The following is a 25,730-nucleotide window of genomic DNA, read 5'->3' as shown; positions in this document are numbered from 1 at the left end:
CTCACGGCCGGTATCCTTGTGCGATCAGGCGGCCTGTGCCTGCGCGTCGAGTTCGGCGTGGAAGGCCCACTCGACCCACGGCATCAGCGCCTCGACATCGGCCGTCTCGACCGTGCCGCCGCACCAGATCCGGAGACCCGCCGGCGCGTCGCGATAGGCGCCCACGTCGAGCGCAACGCCCTCGGCCTCGAGCCGCTTCTGCACCGCCTTGGCGAATGCGCTCGCATCGGCGATCCGTCCATCGGTGAACTTGAGGCACACGGACGTGTTCGAGCGCGTCGCCGGATCCTCGGCGAGGTTGGCGATCCAGTCGCGGCTCTCGCAGAAATCCCAGACGGCCTGCGCGTTGGCGTCGGCCCGCTGCATGAGGCCGGTCAGCCCGCCCACCGAGCGCGCCCAGTCGAGCGCGACGAGGTAATCCTCGACGCAGAGCATCGACGGCGTGTTGATCGTCTCGCCCTTGAAGATGCCCTCGTTGAGCTTGCCGCCCTTGGTGAGCCGGAAGATCTTGGGCAGCGGCCAGGCTGGAGTGTAGCTCTCGAGCCGATCGATGGCGCGGGGCGAGAGGACGATCACGCCATGCGCCGCCTCGCCGCCGAGCACCTTCTGCCAGGAGAAGGTGACCACGTCGAGCTTGTCCCAAGGCAGGTCCTGCGCGAAGGCGGCGGAGGTCGCGTCGCAGATCGTCAGGCCCTCACGGGTCTCGGGAATCGCGTCGCCGTTCGGCATCCGCACGCCGGACGTGGTGCCGTTCCAGGTGAAGACTACGTCGGTGTTCCAGTCGATCGCGGTCATGTCGGGCAGCTGGCCGTAATCGGCCTCGACCACATCGGCGTCGATCTTCAGCTGCTTCACGCAATCGGTGACCCAGCCCGCGCCAAAGCTCTCCCATGCGACCATCGTGGCTTTGCGCTCGCCCAGCAGCGACCACATCGCCATCTCGACGGCGCCGGTATCAGAGGCGGGCACGATGCCGACACGGTAGCCTTCGGGGATCTGCAGAAGCTCGCGGGTGCCGTCGATCGCAGCCTTGAGCTTGGACTTGCCCACGCTCGCGCGGTGCGACCGCCCGAGGGGCGCGTCGTTCAGCATGTCGAGGGAAAAGCCGGGGATCTTGGTGCAGGGGCCCGAGGAGAAACGCGGGTCCGCCGGCCGCACGGCCGGTCTTTCGATATTCGTCATGTCGCTAACCTTACAGATAGTCGCCCCTCGTTGGGGAGGGGTGTCCCACCGCCGCAGATACGGGCCCCGCCCCGGTTCCACAAGCGCGAAAATGCCGCTACGAGGCGCTGGCGCACCGGATCCTGACATCCCGTGTCGCCGATCGGAAACTTGTCCCCGCTCCGGAGCCCTGCCCCCATGTACACCGCCACGCTCATCGCCCGACCCGGATCGCTTGACCCCGCGCTCGTCCATGCGCTGCGCGATGCCTGGGGCGGGGGCGAGGCGCTCTGGCTCTCCGCTGACGAGGCGGCGGAGTTCTCGCTGGACGAGATCCCCTCGAACCGGTGGGATGTCTGGTCGGACCTGCAGGGACAGGGCGCTGATCTTGTCATCCAGCCGACCGCGGGCCGGCGCAAGAAGATGCTGCTAGCGGACATGGATTCGACGATGATCCGGCAGGAATGCATCGACGAGCTGGCCGAGGAAGCGGGCGTCGGCGCGCGCGTGAAGGAGATCACCCAGCGCGCCATGAACGGCGAGCTCGATTTCGAGGGCGCGTTGACCGAGCGCGTGGCGCTGCTGGCCGGATTGCCCGAGAGCATCGTGGACAAGGTCATCGCCGAACGGATCGAACCCATGCCCGGGGGAAAGCAGCTTGTCGCGACGATGAAGGCGCAAGGTGCCCATGCGGCCCTCGTCTCGGGCGGGTTCACGGCCTTCACCGCGCGCATCGCCGAGGAGATCGGCTTTCACGAGCACCGCGCCAATACGCTTATCGGGCGGAACGGCACCCTGACGGGCGAGGTGGCCCGCCCCATCCTCGGCCGCGAAGCCAAGGTGCAGGCGCTGGAGGAGATCACCGCACGGCTCGGGATCGCCGAGGCGGACGTGATCGCGGTCGGGGACGGCGCGAACGATCTCGGCATGCTGGAGCGGGCCGGGACGGGCGTCGCGCTCCATGCCAAGCCCTCGGTGCAGGAGGCCTGCGAGGTGCGCGTGAATCACGGCGACCTCACCGCGCTTCTGTTCCTCCAGGGCTACGCGCGCGCCGATTTCGCCCCGAGCTGAGCGAGCGCCGGCGCGGGCCGGATCTCTCCGGTCACGAGGCCGCGGCGATTGACGATCTCGGGCGCCATGAAGCGCTGCACGTCGGGATGCCGCTCATCGAGTACGCCGAGCCCGACGAGCACCGCCGCAATGGCACTTTCTGCCGCCCGCGTCGCGCCGTCGGCCACTTTCACGGCAATGCCGAGGCCGCGTTCGGGCAGGATCGCGACGAAGAAGCCCTCGGCGCCGAACTTGAGCGCCGCGGGCTCTTGCGCCGCCTGCATCAGGAGCGTGCAGGCGCGGCCCTCTCCCGCCACCTCCACCGGATGCGAGATCATCGCCTGGACGAGCCGCGCCGCCGCCCGGCTGAACGTATCGTCCCGCGTGTGAGCGGTAGCGAAAACCGACATGGCGCGGGCCATCCCCTCCATCGAGGCGGCGAAGTTCGGGGCCGAGCAGCCGTCGATGCCGAAGCCCGGGCTTGACGCTCCGGTGGCCTCCTCGAAGGCGTCGAGCGCCGCCTTCTGTACCGGGTGATCGGGCTCCTGGTACTCCGAACCGCCGCCGAGGCGCCGGTTCAGCGTGAGGAAACCGGCATGCTTGCCCGAGCAGTTGTTGTGCAGCTGCGAGGGCGCCTCGCCCCGCCGGATCATCTCCAGCTTCAGCTCCTTGTCCCGCGAGGGTTGCGTCCCGCAGCGCAGGTCGGCCTCAGACAGCCCGAGCCCCGACAGCCAGTCCGCGACGGCCCCCACGTGCAGCGGCGCACCCTCGTGGCTCGCGCAGGCGAGCGCGAGGTGCCGGTCCGTCAGTGCCGCCTCATCCGCGGCGCCGGACATCACCAGGGGCAGCGCCTGGATCATCTTCGCCGAGGACCGGGGCAGCACGACCGTCCCGGGCGCGCCGAGCGCCGCGATCGTGCCGCCATCCGGCCCCGCGACGACCACGTGGCCGGCATGTTCCGATTCGGCCAATGGACCGCGCCAGATTTCTGCGATGGGAACTGCACCTGAGAGCATGTCTTCGGTCCTCACGTCTCGGCGAGACTTTGCTTGAAGGGGGTTTTCGCCCGCCGTGAATTCGCGCTAGGTTCTGCGCCGTCGACACGCGGTCGCGAGAAGCATAGACCGCGGCGGACCGGACGCAAGCCGGGACGATTGAGGTTCAGGACGGCTGGAGGCTGTTGCATGATTTTCAGGGGAGCTGGCGCTCTACTCGGGCTCGCGCTGACCGTGGCCGCAGGCATCGGACCGGCGGCCGCGCAGGATGGCTCGAGCGACAACCGCGTCGATGCCATGACCGACTGGTCGGTCTTCGAAGGTACCGACCCTCGGGAATGCTGGGCGGTAACCACCTACAAGGAGAGCGTGAACACCAAGGACGGCCGCGAGGTCGCCGTGAACCGCGGGGAAATCCTGCTCATGGTGTTCTACCGTCCCGGCAACGAGGTCCAGGGCCAGGTGGCGTTCACGGGCGGCTATCCCTTCGCGGAGGGCGAGGCCGTCACGATCGATATCGGCGGATCGCAGTTCGAGCTCTTTACCGAAGGCGACTGGGCCTGGCCCGCGACGCCCCAGGACGACGGCAAGATCGTCACCGCCATGAAGCGTGGGGCAGACGCTGTCGTCACCGCGCAATCCTCGCGCGGCACCCAGACCAAGGATACCTTCTCCCTGCTCGGCTTCACCGCGGCGGTCGAGGACGCAGAGCGCCGTTGCTCGACGGAAGAGGCTGACAGCTCGAGCGGCTGACGCCGAGCCTTGGCAGCGAAACGATTACGGGCGGAGCTGCGCGCTTCGCCCTTTTGTCTTTGCGTCAAGCCCCCACATGGTGTACGGACCCGGCTTCGATTTGGGAGCGCATGATATGACCGCCACCGCACCGATCACGCAAGACCTCGTCACGATCCCCCGGAAGACCCCGGAGGGGCCGCTGAACCTCGTCGGGTTGACGCGCGAGGGTATGACGTCCGCCTTTCTCGACGCCGGAACGCCCGAGAAGCAGGTCAAGATGCGCGTGAACCAGGTCTGGCAGTGGATCTATTACTGGGGCGTGCGCGACTTCGCCGACATGACGAATCTTTCGAAGGACTACCGCCTCATGCTGGCGGAGAACTTCAGGATCGAGCTGCCGGAGCTGGTCTCCCGCGGGGTCTCGGCCGACGGCACACGCAAGTACCTCGTCCGCATCGCGGGGGGGCACGAGGTCGAAGTCGTCTACATTCCCGAAAGCGACCGCGGCACCCTCTGCGTCTCGAGCCAGGTGGGCTGCACCCTGACATGCTCATTCTGCCACACGGGCACCCAGAAGCTCGTCCGCAACCTCACCCCCGGCGAGATCGTCGGTCAGGTCATGCTGGTGCGTGACGATCTGGGCGAATGGCCCGAGCGCGGCGGCCCGAAGGACGAAACGCGACTTCTGTCGAACATCGTGCTGATGGGCATGGGCGAGCCGCTCTACAATTTCGACAACGTCCGCGACGCGATGAAGATCGTGATGGACGGCGAAGGCATCTCTCTCTCGCGCCGCCGGATCACGCTCTCGACCTCGGGGGTCGTGCCCGAGATTGCCCGCTGCGCCGAGGAAATCGGCTGCATGATGGCAGTCTCGTTCCACGCCACGACCGACGAGGTACGAGACAAGCTCGTGCCGATCAACAAGAAGTGGAACATCGAGACGTTGCTCGGAGCCCTCAAGGAATATCCGCGCCTGTCGAACTCCGAGCGAATCACCTTCGAATACGTGATGCTGAAGGACGTGAACGACAGTGACGCCGACGCCAGGCGGCTGGTGAATCTGATCCGCGGCATTCCCGCAAAGATCAACCTCATCCCGTTCAACGAATGGCCCGGCGCACCCTACGAGCGCTCGGACTGGAGCCGGATCGAGGCCTTCGCCGACATCATCTACAAGGCCGGCTATGCTTCGCCGATCCGGACACCGCGCGGCGAGGACATCATGGCCGCGTGCGGCCAGCTCAAATCGGCGACCGAACGCGCGCGCAAGTCCCGCCGCCAGATCGAGACCGAAGCCCACCAGGGCTGAGGCGACCTGACAAGCTTGGATGCGGGCAAAACGCTCGGTTACGGACGTCTTTCGCCGCTCTGCGTCACAGCGAATAATCCCAGGGCGCGGCCACCATGCGGTAACCCTCGCCCTCCCTCGCGACGTTCGCGACGCCGGGAAAGCCGATATGCGATCCCGCGACGCGCAAGCGGTCGGTCGCCACACGATCAAGAATCTGCTGCCGCGTCGCCACGGCCTGATCGGGGTCGACGTCGAAGCCGATGGCGACGTCCGGCCGCGCGAACTGTACCGGCGTGACGTGGACGATGTCCGCCCATATGAGCAGCTGCGCATCACCGGACGAGACCATGAAACCGGTATGTCCGGGCGTATGGCCGGGAAGAGGCAGCGCGGTGACCCCGGACGCGACGCTGGCCTCGCCCTCGAAGGTCGTGAGATTGTCCGAATAGGCCGACAGAACGTTCTGAGCCAGCTTCATGAAATCGAGCACCATTTGAGGCTGGCCCGAGAAATTCGCCTCGTCCGACCAGAAGGCGCGCTCCGTCTCGCTGACCATGAACTCCGCCTGCGGGAAGGCCGGGCCGCTTTCGTTCAACATGCCCGCCACGTGATCGGGGTGCAGATGGGTCGCGATCAGCTTGGTTACCGAGGCGGGATCGATGCCCGCCGCCTCAAGGTTGCCGCCAAGCTGGCCGAGCGTGTCGCCCATCGCGCCGGCCGCGCCGGCGTCGATCAGGATGGTCTCGTCACCCGTCTGGATGGCAAATGCGTTGACCGCTGCGGTGAAGGTCTCGGGGTCGTGGAACTGCTCTGCCATCAGGGTGTCGTAACCCGAGGCGTCGATGCCGATGAGGGCGTCCGGCCCGATATGCAGTCCCCCGTCGCCGAGGCAGGTGACGATGATGTCGCCCACGGAAAAGCGCTGGACCGCCGGGACCTGCCCGGTTGTGGCGCCATGCGATGCGGCGAGAACGGGGAGGGAACCCGCGGCCATTCCGAGGCCGGCGAGCGGCGCCGTGGCCAGAAAGTGACGTCGATGCATCTCTGCGATTCCTGAACGGTGGATGAAACTGGCACGATCCTACCCCAGACCCCGTGTCGGCATTGCGACTTTTTTCACGAGAGTGTTTGTGGGGCCGAACCTTGAGGAGGACGGCGCAAAAATGGCCGACAGCGATCCCATCACCGGCCTCAGCCTGCCCCGCGGCGCGCGAGTGGGACTGCTCGGAGGATCCTTCAATCCCGCGCATGAGGGCCACGCGCATATCACCCGCGAGGCGCTAAAGCGGTTCGGGCTCGACAGGGTGGTCTGGCTGGTCTCGCCCGGCAACCCGCTGAAAGCGAGGGGCCCCGCGCCGCTCGAGGAGAGGATGGCGGCCGCGCGTCGCGTAATGCGGCATCCCCGGGTCATCGTCAGCGATGCCGAAACTCGGCTCGGCACCCGGCATACCGCCCAGACGCTTGAACGGCTTCGCGGGCTGCATCCGAGCGTGCGCTTCGTCTGGCTGATGGGCGCCGACAACCTGCGACAGCTGCACCGCTGGGAGAATTGGCGCTCGATCATGGATCAGGTGCCGGTAGGGGTCCTCGCGCGACCGGGAGACCGGATGTCGGCGCAGACGTCGGTCGCGTCCCGCGTCTATACCTCTGCCCGGATCGGACAGGCCGCGTCGCATCTTCTGCCGCTGATCGCGTCTCCGGCGTGGTGTTTTCTCAACGTTCCGATGATGGATGTCAGCTCGTCCGCGATCCGGGCGACCGGTGGATGGACCGCAGGCTAAGATCCGAGATCACGCGCCCCGGACCGCAGCGCCCTGCCCGAAGCTCGCCCGGCCAGCGCGGGCCGAGGCGACACCCGCGCCGATGACGAGCGCGAGCCCCGCCCAGGTGAGCGCGTCCGGCAGATCTCCGAATATCGTCCAGCCGAGCGCCGTCGCCGCGATCAGCTGGAAATAGACGAGCGGGGCGAGCCCGGACCCCGTCCCGATGCGGTAGGCCATCAGCAGGAGCAGATTGCCCGCCATCGAGAAGAGCCCCGAGACCAGCAGAAGCCCCGACGCTGCGCCCCCGATCTGCTGCGGGGCGAATGCGGCTCCCGGGGCCAGGAGAACAGCCCCGGCCACAAGCTGGGTGAGCAGGAGAGACCGGGCCGGTGCCAGCCCTGACAACGCGCGCGACGCGGTCAGGAAACTGCCGTAGAAGAGCCCCGCAAGGAAGGCAAAGCCGAGCCCCGGGGCCGCGCCGAACCCCGGGCGCACGACCAGCAGAACGCCCGCAAAACCGACCGCCATGAGCGCGCAGCGCAGTACCGTCACGCGTTCGTGCAGAAAGACCGCCGAGAGGACGAAGCTCACGATCGGGCCAACGAAGAACGCGGCGAAGACCGACGCGATCGGCGCGGTCGACAGGGCGATCTGGATCGAGGTGATCCCGCACGCCATGAGGGCGCCCCGTCCCCAGACCCGCCAGTCGCGAAAGAGCGCGGCCGTTCCACGCGGCACGAACGGCAGGACGGCCAGAGTGCCGACGGCAAACCGGGCCCACGCGACGAAGACAGGGGAATAGCCCATCTCCGAGGTCAGGACCTTGGCCGCGGCGTCGCCCGAGGGGATGAAGGACATTGCGATGAACATCAGCGCGACCGCGCGCCACACCGGAGAAGCGGCGCTCACCGCAAATTACCTGCGTGGAACGGCCAGCAGATGCTTGTCCCACTGGCCGAGCTGCGGTTAACTCCGCCCATGAATTTGCCCTTGTCCCGCCGTTCATTCCTTGCCGCGTTGGCCGCCTCGGCCGCCGGACCGGTTCTCGCGAATGCGCCCGAAACCTCGCTCCGGCCCGTCGCACGGGGCGAGGATGTCTGGGCGCGCACGATCCCCGATCTCGAGGAGATCATCCGCGACGCCCGGCTCGACGGCAGCTTCGCCTTCTCCGTCGGCAATGTCGAGACGGGCGAGATTCTTGAAGGCCGCAACGGTGATGAGGGTCTTCCGCCCGCCTCGGTCGCGAAGGCGCTGAGCGCGGCCTACGCGCTCGAATTTCTCGGTGCGGATCATCGGTTCGCCACGCGGCTCCTGAGCACCGGTGAGGTCGATGCCGACGGCATCCTGCAGGGCGATCTCATTCTCGTGGGAGGCGGAGATCCAACGCTCGACACGGATGCTCTGGCGCGGCTGGCCGGGCGACTGCGCGACGCGGGCGTCAACGGAGTCTCGGGCAAGCTGCTGATCTGGGGCGGCGCCCTGCCCGAGGTCACCGGGATCGATCCGGAACAGCCAGACCACGTCGGATACAACCCGTCAGTCTCGGGCCTCAATCTCAACTTCAACCGGGTGCATTTCGAGTGGAACCGGGTTGGAGAAAGCTACGAGGTCGCGCTCGACGGGCGTTCGGGGTCGCGCCGGCCACCGGTATCGATGGCGCGCATGGTGGTCGTCTCGCGGCGCTCTCCGATCTACACGTATACCGACGGAGGCGAGCGCGACGACTGGACGGTGGCCAAGTCCGCACTCGGCAACGCGGGGTCGCGTTGGCTGCCCGTGCGCCGGCCTGCGCTCTATACCGGTGAGGTGTTCCAGGCTGTTGCGGGATCCGAGGGGCTGCGGCTGAAGGCGCCTGAGATGATCGAGGCGATGCCCGAGACCGCTCGGGAGTTGGCATCGATCGAGAGCCAGCCTCTGACGGACATCCTGCGCGACATGCTGAAATGGTCGACCAACCTCACCGCAGAGGTGGTCGGATGCGCCGCCAGTGTCGAGCGCGGGATCGATATCGCCAGCCTCGAGGACTCGGCCGAGGCGATGAACGCCTGGGCGCGAGACGAGCTCGGCATCGACGGTCTCGCCCTGAAGGATCATTCCGGGCTCGGCGGCGACAGCCGGGTCGAGGCCGAGGCGATGACCCGCGCGCTGATCGCCTTGCGCGGACGGATGGAACTGAAGCCGCTGCTGAAGCCGATCCCGATCCGGGACGAGGCACGGCAGGTCCTGTCGTCGCATCCGCTCGATGTCCACGCCAAGACTGGGACGCTCAATTTCGTCTCCGGGCTGGCGGGATTCATCGATTGCCCGGACGGCACGGAGCTGGCCTTCGCCGTCTTCTCGGGCGATCTTGAACATCGGGCCACGATCCCACGGGAAGACCGGGAAGGCCCGCCCGGAGCGCGCACCTACAATACGCGCGCCAAGAAGTTCCAGATGGAACTGATCAAGCGTTGGGGCGCCCTTTACGGACGGACGAGCTGAACGTCCGAGCTTGCCGGAGGCGGGTCGGAGCGCGCAGCTCCGAAAATGGGCAGAACGCAAAGAACGAGTGCGCCGGCGAGCGCGAGAATACGGCGTGACATGCTGAAATCCGGTTTAGTCTGACAATAGCCCAACCATAATCGCGGACTGATGTTCCGGATAGTCCGGGAAACCCGACCGCTTCTGCCGTTTGGCAGGCGTGTGCCGCCGTGGCAGGGTGACGTCAGGCGCAGGAGGAGACAGCATGCCCCAGATCACCCACCCGAGCGATGTTCAGACCGTTCTCACCACCTTCGAGACGAGCCCCGGCACATGTCAGGATCTTCTCGATGAATTGAGATCGGCCTATGCGGACTTCATCTCGAAGCAGCCGGGCTTCATCTCCGCAGGTTTGCACGTCAACGATGCGCAGACGCGCATTGCCAATTACTCGCAATGGCGGCGGCGCGAGGATTTCATGGAAATGCTGCGGTCCGAGGAGATGCGCGCCCACAATCGGCGCTTCTCGGAGCTTTGCCGCAGCTTCGAGCCGGTGATGTACGACGTCGCCGCGGTATTCTGAGGTCTTGAACTCGCTCGGGCATCGGCGCATCTGACGCCCCGGAGGTGATGCCGATGACCGACGATCTCGCGCTCGACCAACGCGACGGACTGCCCGACGCCCTGCGGGTGCTGCTCGAAACCTATCCACGCGCCGGATGGAACTCCCATGCCAATTTCGCGGGGCTCGTGCAGTTCTGGCTCGAGCGGCACGTCATGTTCCGCAAGCTCACGTCGCTCCTTCAGGAGGATGCCGAACGGGCCATGGACGGAAAGCTCGATCCCGAGCAGCAGAAAGCGCGCCTCTCGCGCTTCGGCGGGGCGCTGGTGAACGATCTGCATGGCCACCACCAAATCGAGGACCACCACTACTTTCCGGCCCTGTCGGGCATGGAGCCGTCGCTGCTCAAGGGGTTCACGATTCTCGATAAGGATCACCACGCCATGGATGGGCTGCTCGACCGGTTCACCAAGTCGGCGAACGGCGTGCTGCAGAACGGCGGCGAGGTCGGGCGCTTTCGCGAGGAGCTATTGTCCTTCGATGCGATGCTCGACCGCCATCTCGTCGACGAAGAGGATCTGATCGTGCCGGTGATCCTCAAGCACGGTGCGGACGCGCTGCACTAGGGCGCGGGAAACGCCATCGTGACGCGAAGGCCGGGGGCGTTGTCCGCGAGGTCGAGCGTCGCTCCATGGAGCTGCGCGATCGCGGAGACCAGCGACAGGCCAAGGCCGTTGCCCGGCGTCGTCCGGCTACGTTCCAGCCGATAGAGGCGACGGAGCACGTTCTGCCGCTCCGCCTCGGGAATGCCGGGTCCGGTATCGGCGACCGTCAGGCGCCGCGCGTCAACCGAGACGATGACCTCGGCGCCCGTCCCGGCATGGCGGAGCGCGTTCTCGAGAAGATTAGCGAGCGCCTGCGCGATGAGGTTACGATCGCCGTTCACCTTGACCGGAACCTCGCCGAGCGACGTTCGCAACGTCACTCCGGCCTCTTCCGCGGCAGGCTCGTAGAGCTCGGCCAGCTCCAGCGCGACGCCGGAAAGATCGACCGGCTCGAAACGCTGCGCCGGGCTGCCGCCCTCGATCTGCGCGATCTGCAGGAGGGCATGGAAGACCGAGGTGGCGCGGTCCGCTTCCGCTCCCGCCTGATCCGCGAGCGCCGCCGCCGGGGTGTCCGCCGGCACGCGCTCACGCAGATCCGCGAGTAGCACCGAGATGCGCTGCAACGGGGTCCTGAGGTCGTGCGCGATGTCGGCCGACACCTGGCGGAGGGCCTCGGTCGCCGCCTCCTGCCGCTCGGCCATCTGGTTCACGCCCTGCCCGATGCGGGCGAGGTCGTCGCCCGCCCGGTCGCCCGGATCGTAGCGCGCCGAGAGATCGCCTGAGCCGAGAGTTGCCAGGGTGCGCTCGATCCGCGTCACGCGGCGCGCCGAGCGGCGCGCGATCAGCGTGCCGATCCCGAGAGAGAGAAGGGCCGTCGGTACCAGCGAGAGGACGAGCAGCGACAGGAAGGTCCGGCGCAGCGCATCGAGCGGCGCGAGGCTTTCGGCGACGATCAGGATGCCCGAGGACAGCCGCCGTACCTCCTGCGCATAGCCTGCATCAGACAGATCCCGTTCGGGGCCGAGCGGCACGAGGCGGGGCCGCCCCTGACGCACCACCGCATCCGCGTTGCCCGCGCGGCGCCCGTCGTCGCCGATAAAGACGTAGACCCGGTTCTCGGGATCGGCGGCACGGGCGCGGGCGCGCACCAGTGCTGCGAGCGCCGCGGGCGTCGCGCTGACGTCGAACCCCGCCATCTCGGCGGCGAGGCTCTCGCGGATCTGCGCCCGGGCCGACGTGGCGAGCTGCCAGTAGGCGCCGCCGAGCGTCGCGCCATTGACCAGAGTGAACAGGACCACCAGCAGGAGCGCGAGCCGCACCGGCGTCGACGACAGTACCCGCGGCGGCCTCATCCCTCGATCCGGTAGCCCGAGCCGCGCACCGTCACGATGAGATCCCGGTCGAACGGCTTGTCGACCTTGGCCCGCAGGCGCGAGATGTGGGTCTCGACGACGTTCGTCTGCGGGTCGAAATGCAGGTTCCAGACAGCTTCGAGCAACATCGTTCGGGTCTGCACCCGTCCCTTGCGCCGGATCAGGTGCTCGAGAAGACCGAACTCGCGGGGAAGAAGGTCGATCTGCCGACCGGAACGCGTGACCGTGCGCCGCACCAGATCCATCTCGAGATCGCCTGCGCGAAGGACGGTTTCCGTCTCTTCCGACAGCGGAAGACGGCGAGCGAGCGCGGCGATGCGGGCAGAGAGCTCGCCAAAGGCAAAGGGCTTGGCGAGATAGTCGTCCCCGCCTGCCCGAAGTCCCTCGATCCGGTCCTCGGTCGAGCCCATCGCCGTGAGGAAAAGCGCGGGTGTCGGGATCTTGGCAGCGCGCAGGGCCTTCACGAGGCTGAGCCCGTCGAGATCAGGCAGCATCCGGTCGACCACGAGAACGTCGAAGGACTGTGCCATCGCGAGCGACAGCGCATCCTTGCCCGAAGCGATCGCATCGACCGTATGGCCCTCTTCGGTCAGGCCCCGGGTGATGAAGTCGGCGGTGGTCGGATCGTCCTCGACGACGAGAAGTCTCATGGCGCGGCTCTTGCCCCTGTCGGGTTTCGGTAAGGCGAAGATGAAGGCGCGGCGCACCGGGTTTCAAGGCGTTGCGCGCCGTCTCCCGCGGCCGTGACAAACCTAAACGACTTGTAATGAGCGGCGCGGTGTTCCTGCAATCTTGCAAGCCGATCTTGTATCTCGTCCCGCCGGGCGCCTTGTCCGGTGCCCCAGATGATTAGCCTCGGACGCAGCCGACGCGGCAGCGCCGACCCAAGGAGACGAGCGAATTGACCAAAGCGAACAGTGATCCCCGTCGCACCGTATCGGCGCTCGCGGTGGCAGCCATGATCGCCGCCGGCGGCACCGTCGGCTTAACGCAGGGTGCCGAGGCCGCTCCGAGCCCCGGCACCGATTACGTGGAGCTCGTGGCCGAGCTCTCGCCCGCCGTCGTGACCATAGAGGTCACCAAGGAACGGCAGCAGGCCGACATGCAGATGCCGCAGGGCGGAGAGGGCGAATTTCCCTGGGAAGAATTCATGAAGCGCTTCGGCGCGCCAGAGCAGGGCATGCCGCATCAAGGTATGCCGTCGCCCGAGATGCGCGGTGCCGGCACCGGCTTCATCGTGTCGGACGACGGCCAGATCGTGACCAACGCACATGTCGTCTCGGATGCCACCGAGGTGACCGTGAGCCTGGAGGACGGTCGCGAATTCGACGCCGAGGTCGTCGGAACCGATGAGGCGACCGACCTGGCCGTGCTCAAGATCGACGCCGCGGACCTGCCGCATGTCGCGTTCGGCGATTCGAGCACGCTTCAGGTCGGCCAGAACGTGATCGCGATGGGCAATCCCTTTGGCCTCGGCAACACCGTGACCACGGGGATCGTCTCGGCTCTAGGCCGCGACATCAATTCAGGACCGTTCGACGACTTCATCCAGACCGACGCGGCGATCAACCGCGGCAACTCGGGCGGGCCGCTCTTCAACGAGCAGGGCGAAGTTGTCGGCGTCAACACGGCGATCCTGTCCCCCACCGGCGGCTCTGTCGGCGTCGGGTTCTCGGTGCCCTCGGAACTCGCCGCGGACGTGGTGGCGGACCTCACCGACGACGGCTCGGTCGAGCGCGGGTGGCTCGGCGTGCGGATCAAGCCGGTCTCCGAAGATGTCGCGCAGGCTCTCGGCTTCGACGACGATCAGGGCGTGATGATCGAGGGCGTGCAATCCGACAGCCCCGCAGCGGATGCCGGCCTCGAGGACGGCGACATCGTCCTGACGGTCGACGGCGAGGAGATGGGCGGCCCGCGCGATCTCACAAGAGCGATCGCCATCAAGCGCCCTGGCGCTTCGGTCGACCTCACGGTCCTGCGCCGCGGAGAAGAGCAGAGCTTCACCGTCGATCTCGGGGACCGGGCGGACATGCCGACCTGACCGGAGAAGCTCGAAGGGCGCTCCCGCGGGAGCGCCCTTTGTCACGTGTCGAATTCGGCAGCCGGGATGCTCGGCGTATATCCGGTGCGGACCCGCGCAGCGCTGACTACAGCCGAAGCGACCGTCACAGTTTGCTCCCTTAGCCAAAACCACTTCGCGAGACCGTCGCCGGTTTTACGCAAATCGGCGACACGCGCCTAGACATCCCCCGCGGCCCGAAGACCGAGATACCCGAAGCGCGGAACGAACGCCCCAAGCCGCAGCGCCTTTTCCGGGTTCGAGGCGTTCCCGTCGAGAGCTCGCTTCTTAACGCCCTGCAGGATCGCCCCCATCCGGAAGAAGGCGAAGGCGACGTAGAAGCCGAAGGCCTTCGGCACCGCGATGCCCCGTTCGGCGCAATACATCTCGACGAACTCGGCATCGGTGGGCAGGCCCAGCTCCCCCCGGTCGAGCCCGTCGAGCCCCCGCCCCTCCGGTCCGGGCGGCAATTGCCATTGCATGATCACCCCGGCGAGGTCGGCATATGGGTGCCCGAGCGTCGAGAGCTCCCAGTCGAGCACCGCCCGGCAGCCTGTGCCGTCGGCTTCGAAGAGCATGTTGTCGATGCGGTAATCGCCATGCACGAGCGTCCGCTGGCCGTCCTCCTCGGGCATGTTCGCACCGAGCCAGTCGAGCAGCCGGTTCATCTCGGAGACCGTTCCGGTCTCGCTCGCCCGGTACTGCTTCGTCCAGCGCGCGAGCTGGCGCGCGTAATAGTCGCCCGGTGGTCCGTAATCAGACAGCCCCACGGCCTCGACATCAACCGAATGGATCGCCGCAAGTACCCGCGCCATCTCCTCCGCGATGCCGGTCCTCTCTTCGGGGCTCGCGCCCGCCATGGCCGGTTCGTCGATATTGCGCCCGCCGACATGCTCCATCACGTAGAACATCGCGCCGAGGACACTGTCGTCCTCGCAGAGCGCCAGCACCTTCGGCACGGGCACCTCCGTCTGCCAGAGCGCCGCCTGCACGCGGAATTCACGGTCGACCGCATGGGCCGATTTCAGCAGATCGCCATGGGGCTTGCGCCGCAGAACGTAGGCCCCGGACCCGGCGTTCAGACGGTAGGTCGGGTTCGATTGTCCGACGTCGAACTTCGTTGCCGAGAGAGGCCCCGAAAAGCCGGGAACGTTCTTGGCCATCCAGGCCCCGACGCGGGCAAGCTCGCGATCATCCATCTCGTCCCCCGGTCCGAGCGTATTTCCCGAGTTCGGCCCGCGCCACCTGCCGCCGGTGCACCGCGTCGGGGCCGTCGGCGAACCGCAGCGTCCGGACATGCGTCCACATATGCGCCAGATCGAAATCCTGGCTGATGCCCGATCCGCCATGCATCTGGATCGCCTCGTCGATCACTCGTCCGGCCATCAGCGGCGCCACCACCTTGATCTGGCTGATCCAGGGCGCTGCCGCGCGGGTGCCCTCGGTGTCCATCACCCACGCCGCCTTGAGGCAGAGAAGCCGCGCCTGCTCGATCTCCATCCGGGCATTGGCGATGATGTCGTAGTTCGCGCCGAGCTCGGCAAGCCGCTTGCCGAAGGCCTCGCGGGCGATCCCCCGCTCGCACATCATCTGGAGCGCCTTCTCGGCCTGCCCGATCGCGCGCATGCAATGATGGATGCGCCCCGGCCCGAGCCGCCCCTGCGCCACCTCGAAACCGCGCCCCTCGCCGAGGATCACGTTCTTCGCCGGGATCCGCACATCCGTGAAGCGCAGATGCATGTGTCCGTGCGGTGCGTCGTCCTCGCCGAAGACCTGCATCGGCCGCAGCACCTCGATGCCGGGCGTGTCCGCATCCAGCACGAACATCGTGTGCCGCCGGTGCTTGTCCGCGTCGGGATCGGTGCAGGCGAGAAGGATGTAGACCGAGCATCGCGGATCCCCTGCGCCCGAGATCCAGATCTTCTCGCCGTTTAGGACATACTCGTCACCCTCGCGCCGCGCCGCAAAGGCCAGTTGCGCCGCGTCCGACGACGCGGTTTCGGGCTCGGTCATCACATAGGCCGAGCGGATCTCGCCCTCGAGCAGCGGCTCGAGCCAGCGCGCCTTCATCCAGTCGACACCGTAGCGCTCGAGCACCTCCATGTTGCCGGTGTCGGGAGCGTTGCAGTTGAAGACCTCGGCCGCGAGCGGCACTTTTCCCATCTCCTCGGCGAGATAGGCGTATTCCACCGTGGTGAGCCCGTAGCCGCGCGCGCTGTCCGTCAGCCAGAAGTTCCACAGGCCCCGCTCGCGCGCACGCCCCTTCAGATCCCGCAGGATCTCGAGCTGCCTGTCCGTCAGCGCGAACCGGTTGCCGGAGGGATGCCTGCCGATCTCCTCGTGATATTCGACGCTCAGCGGCGCGATCTCGTCCTCGACCATGCTGCGCACCGCCTCGACCAGCGGCCGCACCCTCTCGGTCATGCCCAGATCCATCTCTCGCCTCCCTCGCGGCAGAGCACAGGCCCCGCCTCTTCTTCTTGATCCAAATATCCGAATCCGCCCGCCTCTCGCAGGCGCAACGCGAGGGACGGCGCCCCGTCCCTCATGCCTTTCCAGCGAGACACCGCGCCGCCGCGTGCCGCACGGGCAGGTTCACTCAGCAGCCGGGAGCTCGTGCGCCTTGAACCGCTCGCGCAGGGTCCGTTTCGACACCTTGCCCGTCGCGGTCAGCGGCAACTCGTCGACGAGGATCATGTCGTCCGGCAGCTGCCACTTGGCGACGTGCTCCAGCATCATCCCGTGCAGTTCTTGCAGGCTCGGCGGATCGCCCCCATTTTTCGGCACCACGACCAGCACCGGACGCTCGTCCCATTTCGGGTGCGGCACGGCGATGACCGCGCAGGACGCGACCTTGCCATGCGCCGCGGCAATGTTCTCGAGGTCGATGGAGCTGATCCATTCGCCGCCCGACTTGATGAGGTCCTTTGTGCGGTCCTGGATCACCAGGAAGCCGTCGGCGTCAATGCTGGCGACGTCCCCGGTGCCGAACCATCCGTCCGCGTCCATCGCCGCGCCGGTCGCCGCGTCGTTAGCGAAGTAGCCCGAGATCACCGTGTTGCCGCGCACGAAAAGCTCACCCGCCGCCTTGCCGTCCTCCGGAAGCCGGTTGCCCGCCTCATTGACGATCTTGAGCTCGACCCCGAAGACACGCCGCCCCTGCTTGGACTTGAGCTCCATCTGCCTCTCGAAGGGCAGGTCCTTCATCGGGGCGGAGAGTAGTCCGTGGGTGCCGACCGGGCTCATCTCGGTCATGCCCCAGGCGTGGATCACCTCGACGCCGGAGCGCTCGAACCCCTCGATCATCGACCGCGGCGCGGCCGAGCCGCCGACCACCACCTGCGCGAAGGCGCCGGGGTTTCGCCCGCGCTTCTCGATCTCGGCGCGCAGGCCCAGCCAGACGGTCGGCACGCCCCAGGCCGAGGTCACGCCCTCCGCCTCCATCAGCTCCCAGAGCGACGGGCCGTCGAGCCGCGGCCCCGGCATGACCAGCGAGGCGCCCGCGAGCGGCGCCGCATAAGGCAGTCCCCAGGCATTCACGTGAAAGAGCGGCACCACCGGCAGGACACGCCCGCCCTCGGTCAGCGATTTCGAGAGCCCGACGCAGATCGACAGCGCGTGCAGCACCGTCGAGCGGTGCGAATAGAGCGCGCCCTTGGGGTTACCGGTGGTGCCGGACGTGTAGCAGAGCGCTGCCGCGTCGTCTTCGGGCAGGTCCGGCCAGTCGTACTCCGTCGGCTGTCCTTCCAGCAGATCCTCGTAGGCGACGAGGTCGAGCTTGCTCTCGGGCAGATGCGCGCGATCACAGAGCGCGACCAGCGTCATGTCCTTCGGCAGCTGGTCGGCAAGCGCCTCGACGATCGGCACGAAGGTCAGATCGATGCAGAGGACCTTATCCTCGGCATGGCCGATGATGTAGAGCATCTGCTCGGCCGAAAGACGCGGGTTGATCGTGTGACAGACAGCCCCCATGCCCGAGACGCCGTAATAAAGCTCGAAATGCCGGTAGCCGTTCCAGGCGAGCGTCGCGACGCGGTCGCCCCGCCCGATGCCGAGGCCCTTCAGCCCGTGGGCGAGCTGTCCGGCGCGCGCATAGGCCTCTGCGTATGTCTCGCGGTGAACGTCTCCCTCGACCCGGGCCGAGACCACTTCGGCGCCCGGATGGGCACCCGCGGCGTAGCGCAGGATCTCGATGATCGAGAGTGGACGGGTCATCATCATGCCGTGCATCGGGCCCTCCCTTGCCGTCTGCGGTCACAAGTCCAGATGGAGCTTGGAGGGCTCGGGGACAGCGGTGCAACCGCAAAACATCCCTGACGCCGCGACACAATCCTCCACGAGAATGTCACGAAAGGACAGAGCATGGCCGACGAGATGCAACGCATCGCGCTTGCCCGCCGCCCCTCGGGCGATCCGGTACCGGACGATTTCGAGCTCAAGACCGAGACCGCGGCCGAACCCACCCCCGGCGAGGTGCTGGTCGAGGTCACCCACTTTTCGCTCGATCCCTACATGCGCGGACGCATGGACGACGCCAAGAGCTATGCCGAACCCGTGCCGATCGGCGGCACGATGACCGCCCAGGGCGTCGGCCGCGTCATCAAGTCGAATGCCGACGGGTTCTCGGAAGGCGACATGGTCACCGGCATGACCGGCTGGGCGAGCCACGCCGTGATGACCGCGGAGGGCGCGACCAGGATCCCCGAGGGCGTGCCGCCGACGGCCGTCCTCGGCGTGCTCGGGATGCCGGGGTTCACCGGCTGGTACGGACTGAACGATCTCGGCCGCCCGAAATCGGGAGAGACGCTCGTGGTTGCCGCGGCGACAGGTCCCGTGGGCTCGATGGTCGGCCAGCTCGCCAAAGCGCACGGCCTCAGGACCGTCGCGATCGCCGGCGGAGCGGAGAAGTGCAAGATGGCCGAGGAGCTCTACGGCTTCGACGCGGCGATCGATCACCGCGCCCATGACGACGCATCGAGCCTGCGCAAGGCGCTCGCCGAGGCCGCGCCGGACGGCATCGACATCTACTTCGAGAATGTCGGCGGCAAAGTGCTCGAGGCGGTGATCCCGCTGATGAACACGTTCGGGCGCATCCCGGTCTGCGGCATGGTCGCATGGTACGGCGGCGTCGAGGATGCGAGCGACCGCCTGCCGATGCTGTGGCGCTCGGTGCTCGTCAAGCGCATGGCTGTGACCGGCTTCATCATCGCGGACCATTGGGACCGCTTCGGGGACTTCCAGAAGGACGTGGCGCCGCGGGTGATGAACGACGAGATCGCCTGGCGCGAGGACATCGCCGAGGGTCTGGAGAACGCGCCCCAGACCTTCATCGAGATGCTGAAGGGCGGCAATACCGGCAAGCAGATTATGAAGGTGATCTGATCCCGATGGGCGCGGCTTTCGGGCCGCGCCTCAGATCCCGAAGCTGCCGTAGGGGATGAAGCGGACAGGATCGCCGTGGCGCACATGGCGCTCGCCATCCTCGAGCTCCACCAGTCCCTCGGCCCAGCACAATCCGGAGATCCGGCCCGACCCTTCCGACTTGAAGACCTCGGCGCGACCGTCCCGCATCCGGGCGCGCAGATACTCCCTGCGACCCGGTTTCTTGCGCTTCTCGAACCCCGCCGGCACGTCGAAGCCCTGTGGCTCGCGCCATGCTTCGCCCGCCAGAACGCCGAGGGCGGGACGAGCGAAGATCAGCGTGCAGACGAAGGCCGCCACCGGATTGCCAGGCAGGCCGAAGACCGGAACCCCGCCCCACATGCCGAGGGCCAGCGGCCGCCCCGGCTTGAGCGCGATGCGCCATTCGGCGAGCGCGCCGCTCTCGCGCAGGAGCGCTGAGACGTGATCCTCGTCCCCGGCCGACGCCCCGCCCGAGGTCAGTACTGCGTCCGCCTCCACCGCAGCGCGGTCGAGTCGCGCGCGCAATTCGTCGCGGTCGTCCGGGCAGCGCCCGAGATCGATCACCTCGTATCCCCAGCGCGCGGCAAGGCTCGCGAGCATCGGCCGGTTCGCATCGAAAATCTGTCCGGACCCCGCCTCGGAGCCCGGCTCGCGGATCTCGTCGCCGGTCGACAGCACCGCCACTCGGAGCCGATTGCGTACCGGCAGATCGCCGAGCCCGACGGCCGCGGCAAGCGCGAGATCCGCAGGCCCGAGCCGGCGGCCCGCCTCCAGCGCCACCCCGCCGGCGACCACGTCCTCGCCAGCCTTGCGGGTGTTCGCCCCGATCTTGACCGGACCGCGGAAGGCGACCCGCGCCCCGTCCGCCCGCGTATCCTCGTCGAGCACGACCGTATCGACGCCGGCAGGCAGCGCGGCGCCGGTCAGGACGCGCACCGCATGGCCCGTCGGCACAGTCCCCGCGTAGGGACGCCCCGCGGCCGCACGGCCCTCGACCAACGGCAGGATCACCTCCGCACCCTGCCCCGCGGACCCGGCGAAGGCATAGCCGTCCACGGCTGTGTTGGGCTCAGGCGGGTTCGACCGCATGGCGATGACGTCATCCGCCAGGACCCGTCCCGCGGCATCGCCGAGCGGCACGATCCCGGCCCCGACCACCGGCCGCAGACGCGCCCTGAGCATCGCAAACGCGTCCTCCACCGGCGTCCAGTCCACCCCGGGCGGAAGCGCGAAGCAATCGTCCGAAAGTGGCGGCGGAGCGAGCGGGGCGTCCTGGACCAGAGCGTCCTCGTGACCGAGGCCGAGGATCCACCCCTCTTCGGTATCGCCTTCGCGTAGCATGCCGGAGAGACGCGCAGGATCGAGCCGTGCGAGCGCCTCGGACAAGACGCGCACCTGAGCGCGATCGGCAATCTCGTCCGGTCCGGCCCGCGCGGCGATTGCCTGTGCGATCAGCGACGGAAAGACTTCGGCGAGCACGATAGCCCGCTCGGGCGGCTCGAAGGGCGACACGGCAAGGTCGGCTCCGAACCGCTGGCGCAGCCTGTGCAGCATCGGAAGGCCCAGGAGCGCCTGCGAGCCGACCGACCCGGTCGTGTAGAGCTTCCAGCAGGGCTGCATGCGCGGCAGGAGAGTTTCCGCCCTGCGCCGTTCCGGAAGGCCGTGCCCGCGTCGTTCGGTCCCCCGCGCGGGCAACTCGGCGCTCGCCTCGCCGGCGGGGCAACCCCAGAACGGGCCGACGCCGGGAAAGAGCGCGTTGAGCCTGCGCGCGACGTCCCAGCGGTTGTTGGCGTTGTCCGGCCGGTCCTCGACCGCTTCCTCGAGCCAGGCCCACAGCGCGAGGGTATCGTCCGAACCGGTCACCCCGCGCGCGAAGCCGCGCGGATAGCCGAAGGAAAAATCGAAGCCGGCGAGGACCCGCCGTCCGTCTTTCCGTTCCCGCTCGAGAAGCGAAACGAGATGTGTTTCCGCGGCGTGTCGCGTCCGGAGATAGGTCGCCTCGGCCTCCCCGCCGTCGCGCACCGTCCCAATCCAGATCGCATCCTTGGTGGGGCGCTCGGGCGATGGCGCCGAGCGCGCCGACCAATCCACCACGACGATCGTATCGAACCTCACAGACCCACCTCGTCCAAGACGAAATCCGCGATGGCGCGGGTGTCGTCGAGATCGAAGACAGGACGGTCCACACCGAGCGTTCCGGCGCTGTCGCTCGCCACGGCGCGGATCGTCGCATCCTCCGGCGCGATAAGCGGCTGGCCGGTCTCGGCGCGGTGGGCCTCGATCTTGGGATGCCGGTCGCGCTTGTAACCTTCGACCAGGACCAGATCGACCGGTGCGAGGCGGGCGAGAAGCTCGTCGAGCGTCGGTTCGGGATCGCCGCGCAGCTCGGTCATCAGGGCGACGCGCGTGCGCGAGGCGAGCAGCACCTCGCGCGCGCCGGCCTCGCGATGACGGTGGCTGTCGCGACCGGGGTGATCGACGTCGAAGGAATGGTGCGCGTGCTTGACCGTGCTGACGACGAAGCCCCGCGCGCTGATCTCGGAGACGAGCCGCTCCACGAGTCCGGTCTTTCCGGAATTCTTCCAGCCGGTCACGCCGTAGAGCCTCACTGCATGGCCTCCGCTGTCGCGAGGTCCTCGGGCGTGTTGACGTTGAAGAAGGGATCACCCGGCTCGTCGAAAAGCGCTTCGCGCCCGCCGTGGCGATCGGTCCAGAGCACCACCTTGCGTACGCCCTCGTCCAGTGCGGCGCGCAGGTCCTCGCGCAGCGCCACGGGCCAGAGGCCGAAGGTCGGGTGCCGCACCCGGCCGCGCGTCGGATCGGGGGTGGCGGCAAGCGCGAGCGGCGCCTCCATTCCCTCGGCGGCGAGCAGCAGTTGGGGAACGAGGTCGCAGGGAAAGAACGGCGTGTCCGCGGCCACGGTCACGATCGTATCTGCGCTTTCCTCCGCGGCCCAGTCGAGGCCCGCGAGTACCCCCGCCAGCGGTCCGGGCCATTCGGCGACACTGTCGGGCAAGACCGGCAGACCGAGGCCTGCGAACCGCGCCGGGTCGCCGTTTGCGTTGAGCGCGAGGCCGGCCACCTGCGGCGAGATCCGGTCGACGACACGCGACAGAAGCGTCTCTCCCCCAATCGTCAGGAGGCCCTTGTCGCCGCCGCCCATCCGGGTCGCGCGGCCACCGGCGAGGATCACACCAAGCGGCGCCTTCATCGCAACCTGCCCCCGGTCACGATTTCCTCCGGTCCTGCTTGTAGGCCGACGGGACGAGATCGCGCATCGGCACGGCGACGAAACTCTCGCCCTCGGGAATCGCCACGGCCGCGTCGGCGCCGTAATCGAGCATGAGCTCGCGGCACGCCCCGCAGGGCGGGATGACCTTGCCGTGCCGATTCACGGCGGCGCAGAAGGTCACGCGGTCCTCGGGGTCGGCGGCCATGGCCATGCCGATGGCGATGGGCTCGGCGCAGACGCTCGCGCGCGGCAAAGTACTGTCGAGGTTGATGGCGAGGTAACGCTCGCCCTTCTCGGTAAGAACGACCGAGGCGACCGCGTGCCAGTCGCCGCGCTTGCGTGTCGCGATGAAGTCGCGGGCAGCCTCCACCGCCTCGACTTGGACGGGATCGGGACGCATCGGCAATGTCATGCATGCGCTCCCTTGCGACGCGATTTCGGGCTGTCCTCGTCCGCGTCCGCAGGATCGGCGTCGCGCACGAGCCGCTCCTCTCCGGCAAGGCAGACGAAGCGCTGTCCGCGCAGGCGGCCGATCAGCGTCAGGCCGACCTCCCGCGCGATCTCGACGCCCCAAGCAGTGAAGCCCGAGCGCGAGGCGAGGACCGGGATGCCCATCATCGCGGTCTTGATCACCATCTCCGAGGTAAGGCGCCCGGTGGTGTAGAGGATCTTGTCCCCCGCGCTTTCTCCTTCGAGCACCATCCAGCCGGCGATCTTGTCGACGGCGTTGTGGCGGCCGACATCCTCCATGTAGACGAGCGGCCGGTCCTGCTTGCAGAGGACCGTTCCGTGGATCGCGCCCGCCTCAAGGTAGAGAGACGGCGTCGTGTTGATCTCCTTCGAGAGCGCGTAGAGCCAGGAGGTCCGCAGCTCCGCCTGCGGCAGTGTCACGCCCGCGAGACCCTCTATCATGTCGCCAAAGACGGTGCCGACGGCGCAACCGCTGGTCCGGGTCTTCTTGCGCATCTTCTCCTCGTAGGTCGTGCGGCTCGCCGTCCGCACGACGACCGTCTCGAGTTCCTCGTCGTAGGAGATGCCGGTGATGTCTTCGCCGTCTGCCAGCATGCCCTGGTTCCGCAGGAACCCCACCGCGAGGTATTGCGGATAATCGCCTATGGTCATCGCGGTCACGATTTCCTGGCCGTTGAGGAAGATCGTCAGCGGGCGTTCCTCCACCACCGAGATTTCCACGGCGGCACCGGTCTGGTCGGTGCCGGTGACCGCGCGGGTCAGGCGCGGGGCCGCGGGATCGGGAGCGATCAGGTAACGGTCTGTCTTGGCGGGCAATTGCATCTCCCGGCTGGGCGGACTAACGCACGTGGCGCGGACCAACAGAGTTAGACATGGCAAGCGACGGCGTAAAGTCACCATACCTCAGAGGCGTGATCGACGGATTGCCCTTCCTGGCCGTGGTCATCCCCTTCGCCCTGCTCTTCGGCGTTGTGTCCCGCGAGGCGGGACTGACGATCATCGAATCGCTCTCCTTCTCGGTTGTCGTCATCGCGGGCGCGTCCCAGTTCACGGCTCTTCAATTGATGTCCGACAACGCGCCGACCTTCGTCGCGCTGGCGTCGGCGCTCGCGGTGAACCTGCGCATGGCGATGTATTCCGCCGCAATGACCCCGCATCTGGGGCACCTGCCGGTGTGGAAGCGGGCGCTCGTGAGCTATTTCCTCGTCGACCAGACCTACGCGCTCGGAGCGCTCGAGTTCGAGCGGCGTTCCATGGGCCTCTCCGAGAAATTCGCCTATTTCATGGGCACCGTCACGCCGATCTGCCTGCCATGGTACGCCGCGACGCTGCTCGGCGCCTGGGCGGGCGCGGCGATCCCGACCGATACCGGTCTCGATTTTGCGGTTCCGGTCGCGTTCCTCGCCATGATCGGGCCGATGCTGCGCACGCCCGCCCATATCGCCGCGGCCTTCGTCGCGGCCAGCATGTCGCTCGCCTTCGCCTGGCTGCCCTACAATCTCGGCCTGATCACCGGAGGGATCGTCGGCATGATCGCAGGCGCCCGCGTGGAACTCCTCATGGAGAGGCGGGCGGCGAAGACCGATCCGGAGACCGCGACATGATCGAGACGACGACCCTCTGGACCGTGATCCTCGGCCTCGGCGCCGGAAGCTTCGGCTTGCGCTTCGTTTTCCTCGGCCTCGTCGGCGATCGGCCGCTGCCGCCCTGGCTGCTGCGCCATCTGCGCTACACCGCAGCCGCGATCCTGCCCGCGCTCGTGGCGCCGCTGGTCGTCTGGCCCCGGGCTACAGAGGGCGAGGTCGACCCGGTGCGCCTCTCGACCGCTTTCGTGACGCTCGCTGTCGCCTACGTCACCCACAACGTGCTGGCCGCGATGGGCGCGGGCGTCGCAACGCTCGTCGCAGGGATTTACGTTCTCGGCTGAGCGTCAGCCGGACGCGCCCTCGCTACTCTCTTCGAAATACGCGTCGACCGCCCGGCTCTTGTCGTCGCCGTCGGTCTCGTAGCGCGTGCGGGTGGTGACCCCGGGAAGCGCGCCGAACTGCTTCGACAGCGCGGAGGGATAGAAGGTAGGCCGGATCGTCTCGAACCCGGGTAACTGACGGAGGATGCGGCTGTTCGCCTGAGTGCAGAAGGCCTGCGACACCGTGCCGTTCTCCATCACCAGCCGGAGCGCCTTTTCGGCGACCTCCGGCGGCACCTCGCGGCGCTGGATCACCACGTGGTATGTCTCGCGCGCATGGGCGCCCTCGTAGAGCTCCTCGAGCTCCGGAGTGATGCCGTAGATCACGTCGCCCCGCTCGACCATGCGGGAATGCGAGACCGATCCGGCCGGGTCGAACACCACGCGCTGCGATGCGTTGATCATCATCGACGAATGCGCGCCGCCGCCATCGCGGTTGGACACCATGGTTAAGAGGGTGATCGCCGGCGGCCCGTCATGCCGGTAGGCGGCCCGTGCGACCGCCTCGGGCGTGGCGTCGGGCCCCGATTTCGGTGTCGCACAGCCCGCGAGCACGAGAGCGGCAAGACAGAGCGCGACCAGCGCGCGGAGCGACGACATG

General features: G+C 67.7%; 26 protein-coding genes. 11 read left to right on the top strand and 15 right to left on the bottom strand.

What is annotated here, in order from left to right; genetic code table 11:
- Nucleotides 1-24 precede the first annotated feature (24 nt).
- Complete coding sequence (locus OCH239_RS02535; protein ID WP_037258301.1) at nt 25-1,182, bottom strand: phosphoserine transaminase; 1,158 nt, start codon at nt 1,180-1,182, stop codon at nt 25-27.
- Between the two features lie 177 nt (nt 1,183-1,359).
- On the opposite strand from OCH239_RS02535, the gene serB reads away from it, so the two are divergent.
- The gene (gene serB / locus OCH239_RS02530; protein WP_037258298.1) at nt 1,360-2,232 is read left to right on the top strand and encodes a phosphoserine phosphatase SerB; all 873 of its coding nucleotides are present in this window, start codon (nt 1,360-1,362) and stop codon (nt 2,230-2,232) included.
- Here serB and OCH239_RS02525 read toward each other — a convergent pair.
- Nucleotides 2,202-3,227 carry an asparaginase gene (locus OCH239_RS02525; RefSeq protein ID WP_037258295.1) on the bottom strand — a complete coding sequence of 342 codons (1,026 nt, stop codon included), beginning with the start codon at nt 3,225-3,227 and terminating at the stop codon, nt 2,202-2,204. The two genes, serB and OCH239_RS02525, sit on opposite strands and share 31 nt — an antisense overlap.
- Nucleotides 3,228-3,395: 168 nt before the next feature.
- On the opposite strand from OCH239_RS02525, the gene OCH239_RS02520 reads away from it, so the two are divergent.
- Both OCH239_RS02520 and rlmN read left to right on the top strand, forming a co-directional pair.
- On the top strand, nt 3,396-3,959 hold the full coding sequence (locus OCH239_RS02520; protein WP_037258292.1) for an invasion associated locus B family protein: 564 nt from the start codon (nt 3,396-3,398) through the stop codon (nt 3,957-3,959).
- Between the two features lie 115 nt (nt 3,960-4,074).
- Complete coding sequence (gene rlmN, locus OCH239_RS02515; protein ID WP_037258289.1) at nt 4,075-5,253, top strand: dual-specificity RNA methyltransferase RlmN; 1,179 nt, start codon at nt 4,075-4,077, stop codon at nt 5,251-5,253.
- Nucleotides 5,254-5,317: 64 nt separating this feature from the next.
- Here the strand turns inward: rlmN and OCH239_RS02510 are convergent, their stop codons facing one another.
- Nucleotides 5,318-6,277, bottom strand: a complete 960-nt coding sequence (locus tag OCH239_RS02510) for an MBL fold metallo-hydrolase (protein ID WP_037258286.1) — start codon at nt 6,275-6,277, stop codon at nt 5,318-5,320.
- 121 nt (nt 6,278-6,398) lie between these two features.
- Between OCH239_RS02510 and OCH239_RS02505 the strand changes: the two genes are divergently transcribed.
- Nucleotides 6,399-7,016 (top strand): nicotinate-nucleotide adenylyltransferase, encoded by a 618-nt coding sequence (locus OCH239_RS02505; protein WP_051489192.1) that lies wholly within the window; start codon nt 6,399-6,401, stop codon nt 7,014-7,016.
- 9 nt (nt 7,017-7,025) lie between these two features.
- On the opposite strand, the gene OCH239_RS02500 is transcribed toward OCH239_RS02505, so the two are convergent.
- On the bottom strand, nt 7,026-7,907 hold the full coding sequence (locus OCH239_RS02500; RefSeq protein WP_341871939.1) for a DMT family transporter: 882 nt from the start codon (nt 7,905-7,907) through the stop codon (nt 7,026-7,028).
- Nucleotides 7,908-7,988: 81 nt separating this feature from the next.
- On the opposite strand from OCH239_RS02500, the gene dacB reads away from it, so the two are divergent.
- The 3 genes from dacB (at nt 7,989) to OCH239_RS02485 (ending at nt 10,646) form a co-directional block, all read left to right on the top strand.
- Nucleotides 7,989-9,479 (top strand): D-alanyl-D-alanine carboxypeptidase/D-alanyl-D-alanine endopeptidase, encoded by a 1,491-nt coding sequence (gene dacB, locus OCH239_RS02495; RefSeq protein ID WP_341871938.1) that lies wholly within the window; start codon nt 7,989-7,991, stop codon nt 9,477-9,479.
- A gap of 244 nt (nt 9,480-9,723) precedes the next feature.
- Nucleotides 9,724-10,041 (top strand): antibiotic biosynthesis monooxygenase family protein, encoded by a 318-nt coding sequence (locus OCH239_RS02490; RefSeq protein WP_037258279.1) that lies wholly within the window; start codon nt 9,724-9,726, stop codon nt 10,039-10,041.
- A 53-nt stretch (nt 10,042-10,094) separates the two neighbouring features.
- Nucleotides 10,095-10,646, top strand: coding sequence for a hemerythrin domain-containing protein (locus OCH239_RS02485; protein ID WP_037258955.1), 552 nt, complete (start codon nt 10,095-10,097; stop codon nt 10,644-10,646).
- On the opposite strand, the gene OCH239_RS02480 is transcribed toward OCH239_RS02485, so the two are convergent.
- A complete protein-coding gene (locus tag OCH239_RS02480; RefSeq protein ID WP_037258275.1) occupies nt 10,643-11,977 on the bottom strand; it encodes a sensor histidine kinase in 1,335 nt (444 codons plus the stop codon). The genes OCH239_RS02485 and OCH239_RS02480 overlap by 4 nt on opposite strands.
- Nucleotides 11,974-12,648, bottom strand: coding sequence for a response regulator (locus OCH239_RS02475; protein WP_037258953.1), 675 nt, complete (start codon nt 12,646-12,648; stop codon nt 11,974-11,976). Before OCH239_RS02475 ends, OCH239_RS02480 begins: the two co-directional genes overlap by 4 nt.
- Nucleotides 12,649-12,899: 251 nt before the next feature.
- On the opposite strand from OCH239_RS02475, the gene OCH239_RS02470 reads away from it, so the two are divergent.
- Nucleotides 12,900-14,039, top strand: coding sequence for a S1C family serine protease (locus tag OCH239_RS02470; RefSeq protein ID WP_037258272.1), 1,140 nt, complete (start codon nt 12,900-12,902; stop codon nt 14,037-14,039).
- A gap of 197 nt (nt 14,040-14,236) precedes the next feature.
- On the opposite strand, the gene OCH239_RS02465 is transcribed toward OCH239_RS02470, so the two are convergent.
- The 3 genes from OCH239_RS02465 to OCH239_RS02455 form a co-directional block, all read right to left on the bottom strand.
- On the bottom strand, nt 14,237-15,256 hold the full coding sequence (locus tag OCH239_RS02465) for a phosphotransferase family protein (protein ID WP_037258269.1): 1,020 nt from the start codon (nt 15,254-15,256) through the stop codon (nt 14,237-14,239).
- On the bottom strand, nt 15,249-16,493 hold the full coding sequence (locus tag OCH239_RS02460; protein ID WP_037258266.1) for an acyl-CoA dehydrogenase family protein: 1,245 nt from the start codon (nt 16,491-16,493) through the stop codon (nt 15,249-15,251). Before OCH239_RS02460 ends, OCH239_RS02465 begins: the two co-directional genes overlap by 8 nt.
- 159 nt (nt 16,494-16,652) lie before the next feature.
- Nucleotides 16,653-18,287, bottom strand: coding sequence for a long-chain-fatty-acid--CoA ligase (locus tag OCH239_RS02455; RefSeq protein ID WP_037258262.1), 1,635 nt, complete (start codon nt 18,285-18,287; stop codon nt 16,653-16,655).
- Nucleotides 18,288-18,419: 132 nt separating this feature from the next.
- On the opposite strand from OCH239_RS02455, the gene OCH239_RS02450 reads away from it, so the two are divergent.
- Nucleotides 18,420-19,439 carry an NADP-dependent oxidoreductase gene (locus tag OCH239_RS02450; RefSeq protein ID WP_037258259.1) on the top strand — a complete coding sequence of 340 codons (1,020 nt, stop codon included), beginning with the start codon at nt 18,420-18,422 and terminating at the stop codon, nt 19,437-19,439.
- 30 nt (nt 19,440-19,469) lie between these two features.
- Here OCH239_RS02450 and OCH239_RS02445 read toward each other — a convergent pair whose 3' ends face one another.
- From OCH239_RS02445 to fdhD, 5 genes are read right to left on the bottom strand one after another with little or no spacing between them, the layout of a single operon-like run.
- Nucleotides 19,470-21,575: a molybdopterin-binding protein gene (locus tag OCH239_RS02445; protein WP_037258256.1), complete on the bottom strand. Its 2,106-nt coding sequence runs from the start codon at nt 21,573-21,575 to the stop codon at nt 19,470-19,472.
- Nucleotides 21,572-22,069, bottom strand: coding sequence for a molybdopterin-guanine dinucleotide biosynthesis protein B (mobB, locus tag OCH239_RS02440; RefSeq protein ID WP_037258253.1), 498 nt, complete (start codon nt 22,067-22,069; stop codon nt 21,572-21,574). The genes OCH239_RS02445 and mobB overlap by 4 nt, the downstream gene beginning before the upstream one ends.
- Nucleotides 22,066-22,671 carry a molybdenum cofactor guanylyltransferase MobA gene (gene mobA, locus OCH239_RS02435; protein WP_037258250.1) on the bottom strand — a complete coding sequence of 202 codons (606 nt, stop codon included), beginning with the start codon at nt 22,669-22,671 and terminating at the stop codon, nt 22,066-22,068. Before mobA ends, mobB begins: the two co-directional genes overlap by 4 nt.
- A 16-nt stretch (nt 22,672-22,687) precedes the next feature.
- A complete protein-coding gene (locus OCH239_RS02430) occupies nt 22,688-23,104 on the bottom strand; it encodes a cytidine/deoxycytidylate deaminase family protein (protein ID WP_157577781.1) in 417 nt (138 codons plus the stop codon).
- Nucleotides 23,101-23,985, bottom strand: coding sequence for a formate dehydrogenase accessory sulfurtransferase FdhD (fdhD, locus tag OCH239_RS02425; RefSeq protein WP_037258245.1), 885 nt, complete (start codon nt 23,983-23,985; stop codon nt 23,101-23,103). The genes OCH239_RS02430 and fdhD overlap by 4 nt, the downstream gene beginning before the upstream one ends.
- Nucleotides 23,986-24,035: 50 nt before the next feature.
- Here fdhD and OCH239_RS02420 point away from each other — a divergent pair, with 50 nt between their 5' ends.
- Nucleotides 24,036-24,767 carry an AzlC family ABC transporter permease gene (locus OCH239_RS02420; protein WP_037258242.1) on the top strand — a complete coding sequence of 244 codons (732 nt, stop codon included), beginning with the start codon at nt 24,036-24,038 and terminating at the stop codon, nt 24,765-24,767.
- Nucleotides 24,764-25,090 carry an AzlD domain-containing protein gene (locus tag OCH239_RS02415; RefSeq protein ID WP_037258239.1) on the top strand — a complete coding sequence of 109 codons (327 nt, stop codon included), beginning with the start codon at nt 24,764-24,766 and terminating at the stop codon, nt 25,088-25,090. Before OCH239_RS02420 ends, OCH239_RS02415 begins: the two co-directional genes overlap by 4 nt.
- Before the next feature lie 3 nt (nt 25,091-25,093).
- Here OCH239_RS02415 and OCH239_RS02410 read toward each other — a convergent pair whose 3' ends face one another.
- The gene (locus OCH239_RS02410; RefSeq protein ID WP_051489190.1) at nt 25,094-25,729 is read right to left on the bottom strand and encodes a hypothetical protein; all 636 of its coding nucleotides are present in this window, start codon (nt 25,727-25,729) and stop codon (nt 25,094-25,096) included.
- Nucleotide 25,730: the final 1 nt, after the last annotated feature.

This window comes from Roseivivax halodurans JCM 10272 (genome assembly GCF_000521785.1).
Classification (GTDB): Bacteria; Pseudomonadota; Alphaproteobacteria; order Rhodobacterales; family Rhodobacteraceae; genus Roseivivax; species Roseivivax halodurans.
The sequence above is the reverse complement of the archived record's forward strand: the minus strand, read 5'-3'. Positions and strand labels throughout refer to the sequence as shown.

Coding starts and splice junctions, on each gene's coding strand:
- OCH239_RS02535 (WP_037258301.1), bottom strand. CDS start 1,182: ATGACGAATATCGAAAGACCGGCCGTGCGGCCGGCGGACCCGCGTTTC.
- serB (WP_037258298.1), top strand. CDS start 1,360: ATGTACACCGCCACGCTCATCGCCCGACCCGGATCGCTTGACCCCGCG.
- OCH239_RS02525 (WP_037258295.1), bottom strand. CDS start 3,227: ATGCTCTCAGGTGCAGTTCCCATCGCAGAAATCTGGCGCGGTCCATTG.
- OCH239_RS02520 (WP_037258292.1), top strand. CDS start 3,396: ATGATTTTCAGGGGAGCTGGCGCTCTACTCGGGCTCGCGCTGACCGTG.
- rlmN (WP_037258289.1), top strand. CDS start 4,075: ATGACCGCCACCGCACCGATCACGCAAGACCTCGTCACGATCCCCCGG.
- OCH239_RS02510 (WP_037258286.1), bottom strand. CDS start 6,277: ATGCATCGACGTCACTTTCTGGCCACGGCGCCGCTCGCCGGCCTCGGA.
- OCH239_RS02505 (WP_051489192.1), top strand. CDS start 6,399: ATGGCCGACAGCGATCCCATCACCGGCCTCAGCCTGCCCCGCGGCGCG.
- OCH239_RS02490 (WP_037258279.1), top strand. CDS start 9,724: ATGCCCCAGATCACCCACCCGAGCGATGTTCAGACCGTTCTCACCACC.
- OCH239_RS02485 (WP_037258955.1), top strand. CDS start 10,095: ATGACCGACGATCTCGCGCTCGACCAACGCGACGGACTGCCCGACGCC.
- OCH239_RS02480 (WP_037258275.1), bottom strand. CDS start 11,977: ATGAGGCCGCCGCGGGTACTGTCGTCGACGCCGGTGCGGCTCGCGCTC.
- OCH239_RS02475 (WP_037258953.1), bottom strand. CDS start 12,648: ATGAGACTTCTCGTCGTCGAGGACGATCCGACCACCGCCGACTTCATC.
- OCH239_RS02465 (WP_037258269.1), bottom strand. CDS start 15,256: ATGGATGATCGCGAGCTTGCCCGCGTCGGGGCCTGGATGGCCAAGAAC.
- OCH239_RS02460 (WP_037258266.1), bottom strand. CDS start 16,493: ATGGATCTGGGCATGACCGAGAGGGTGCGGCCGCTGGTCGAGGCGGTG.
- OCH239_RS02455 (WP_037258262.1), bottom strand. CDS start 18,287: ATGCACGGCATGATGATGACCCGTCCACTCTCGATCATCGAGATCCTG.
- OCH239_RS02450 (WP_037258259.1), top strand. CDS start 18,420: ATGGCCGACGAGATGCAACGCATCGCGCTTGCCCGCCGCCCCTCGGGC.
- mobA (WP_037258250.1), bottom strand. CDS start 22,671: ATGAAGGCGCCGCTTGGTGTGATCCTCGCCGGTGGCCGCGCGACCCGG.
- OCH239_RS02430 (WP_157577781.1), bottom strand. CDS start 23,104: ATGACATTGCCGATGCGTCCCGATCCCGTCCAAGTCGAGGCGGTGGAG.
- fdhD (WP_037258245.1), bottom strand. CDS start 23,985: ATGCAATTGCCCGCCAAGACAGACCGTTACCTGATCGCTCCCGATCCC.
- OCH239_RS02420 (WP_037258242.1), top strand. CDS start 24,036: ATGGCAAGCGACGGCGTAAAGTCACCATACCTCAGAGGCGTGATCGAC.
- OCH239_RS02415 (WP_037258239.1), top strand. CDS start 24,764: ATGATCGAGACGACGACCCTCTGGACCGTGATCCTCGGCCTCGGCGCC.
- OCH239_RS02410 (WP_051489190.1), bottom strand. CDS start 25,729: ATGTCGTCGCTCCGCGCGCTGGTCGCGCTCTGTCTTGCCGCTCTCGTG.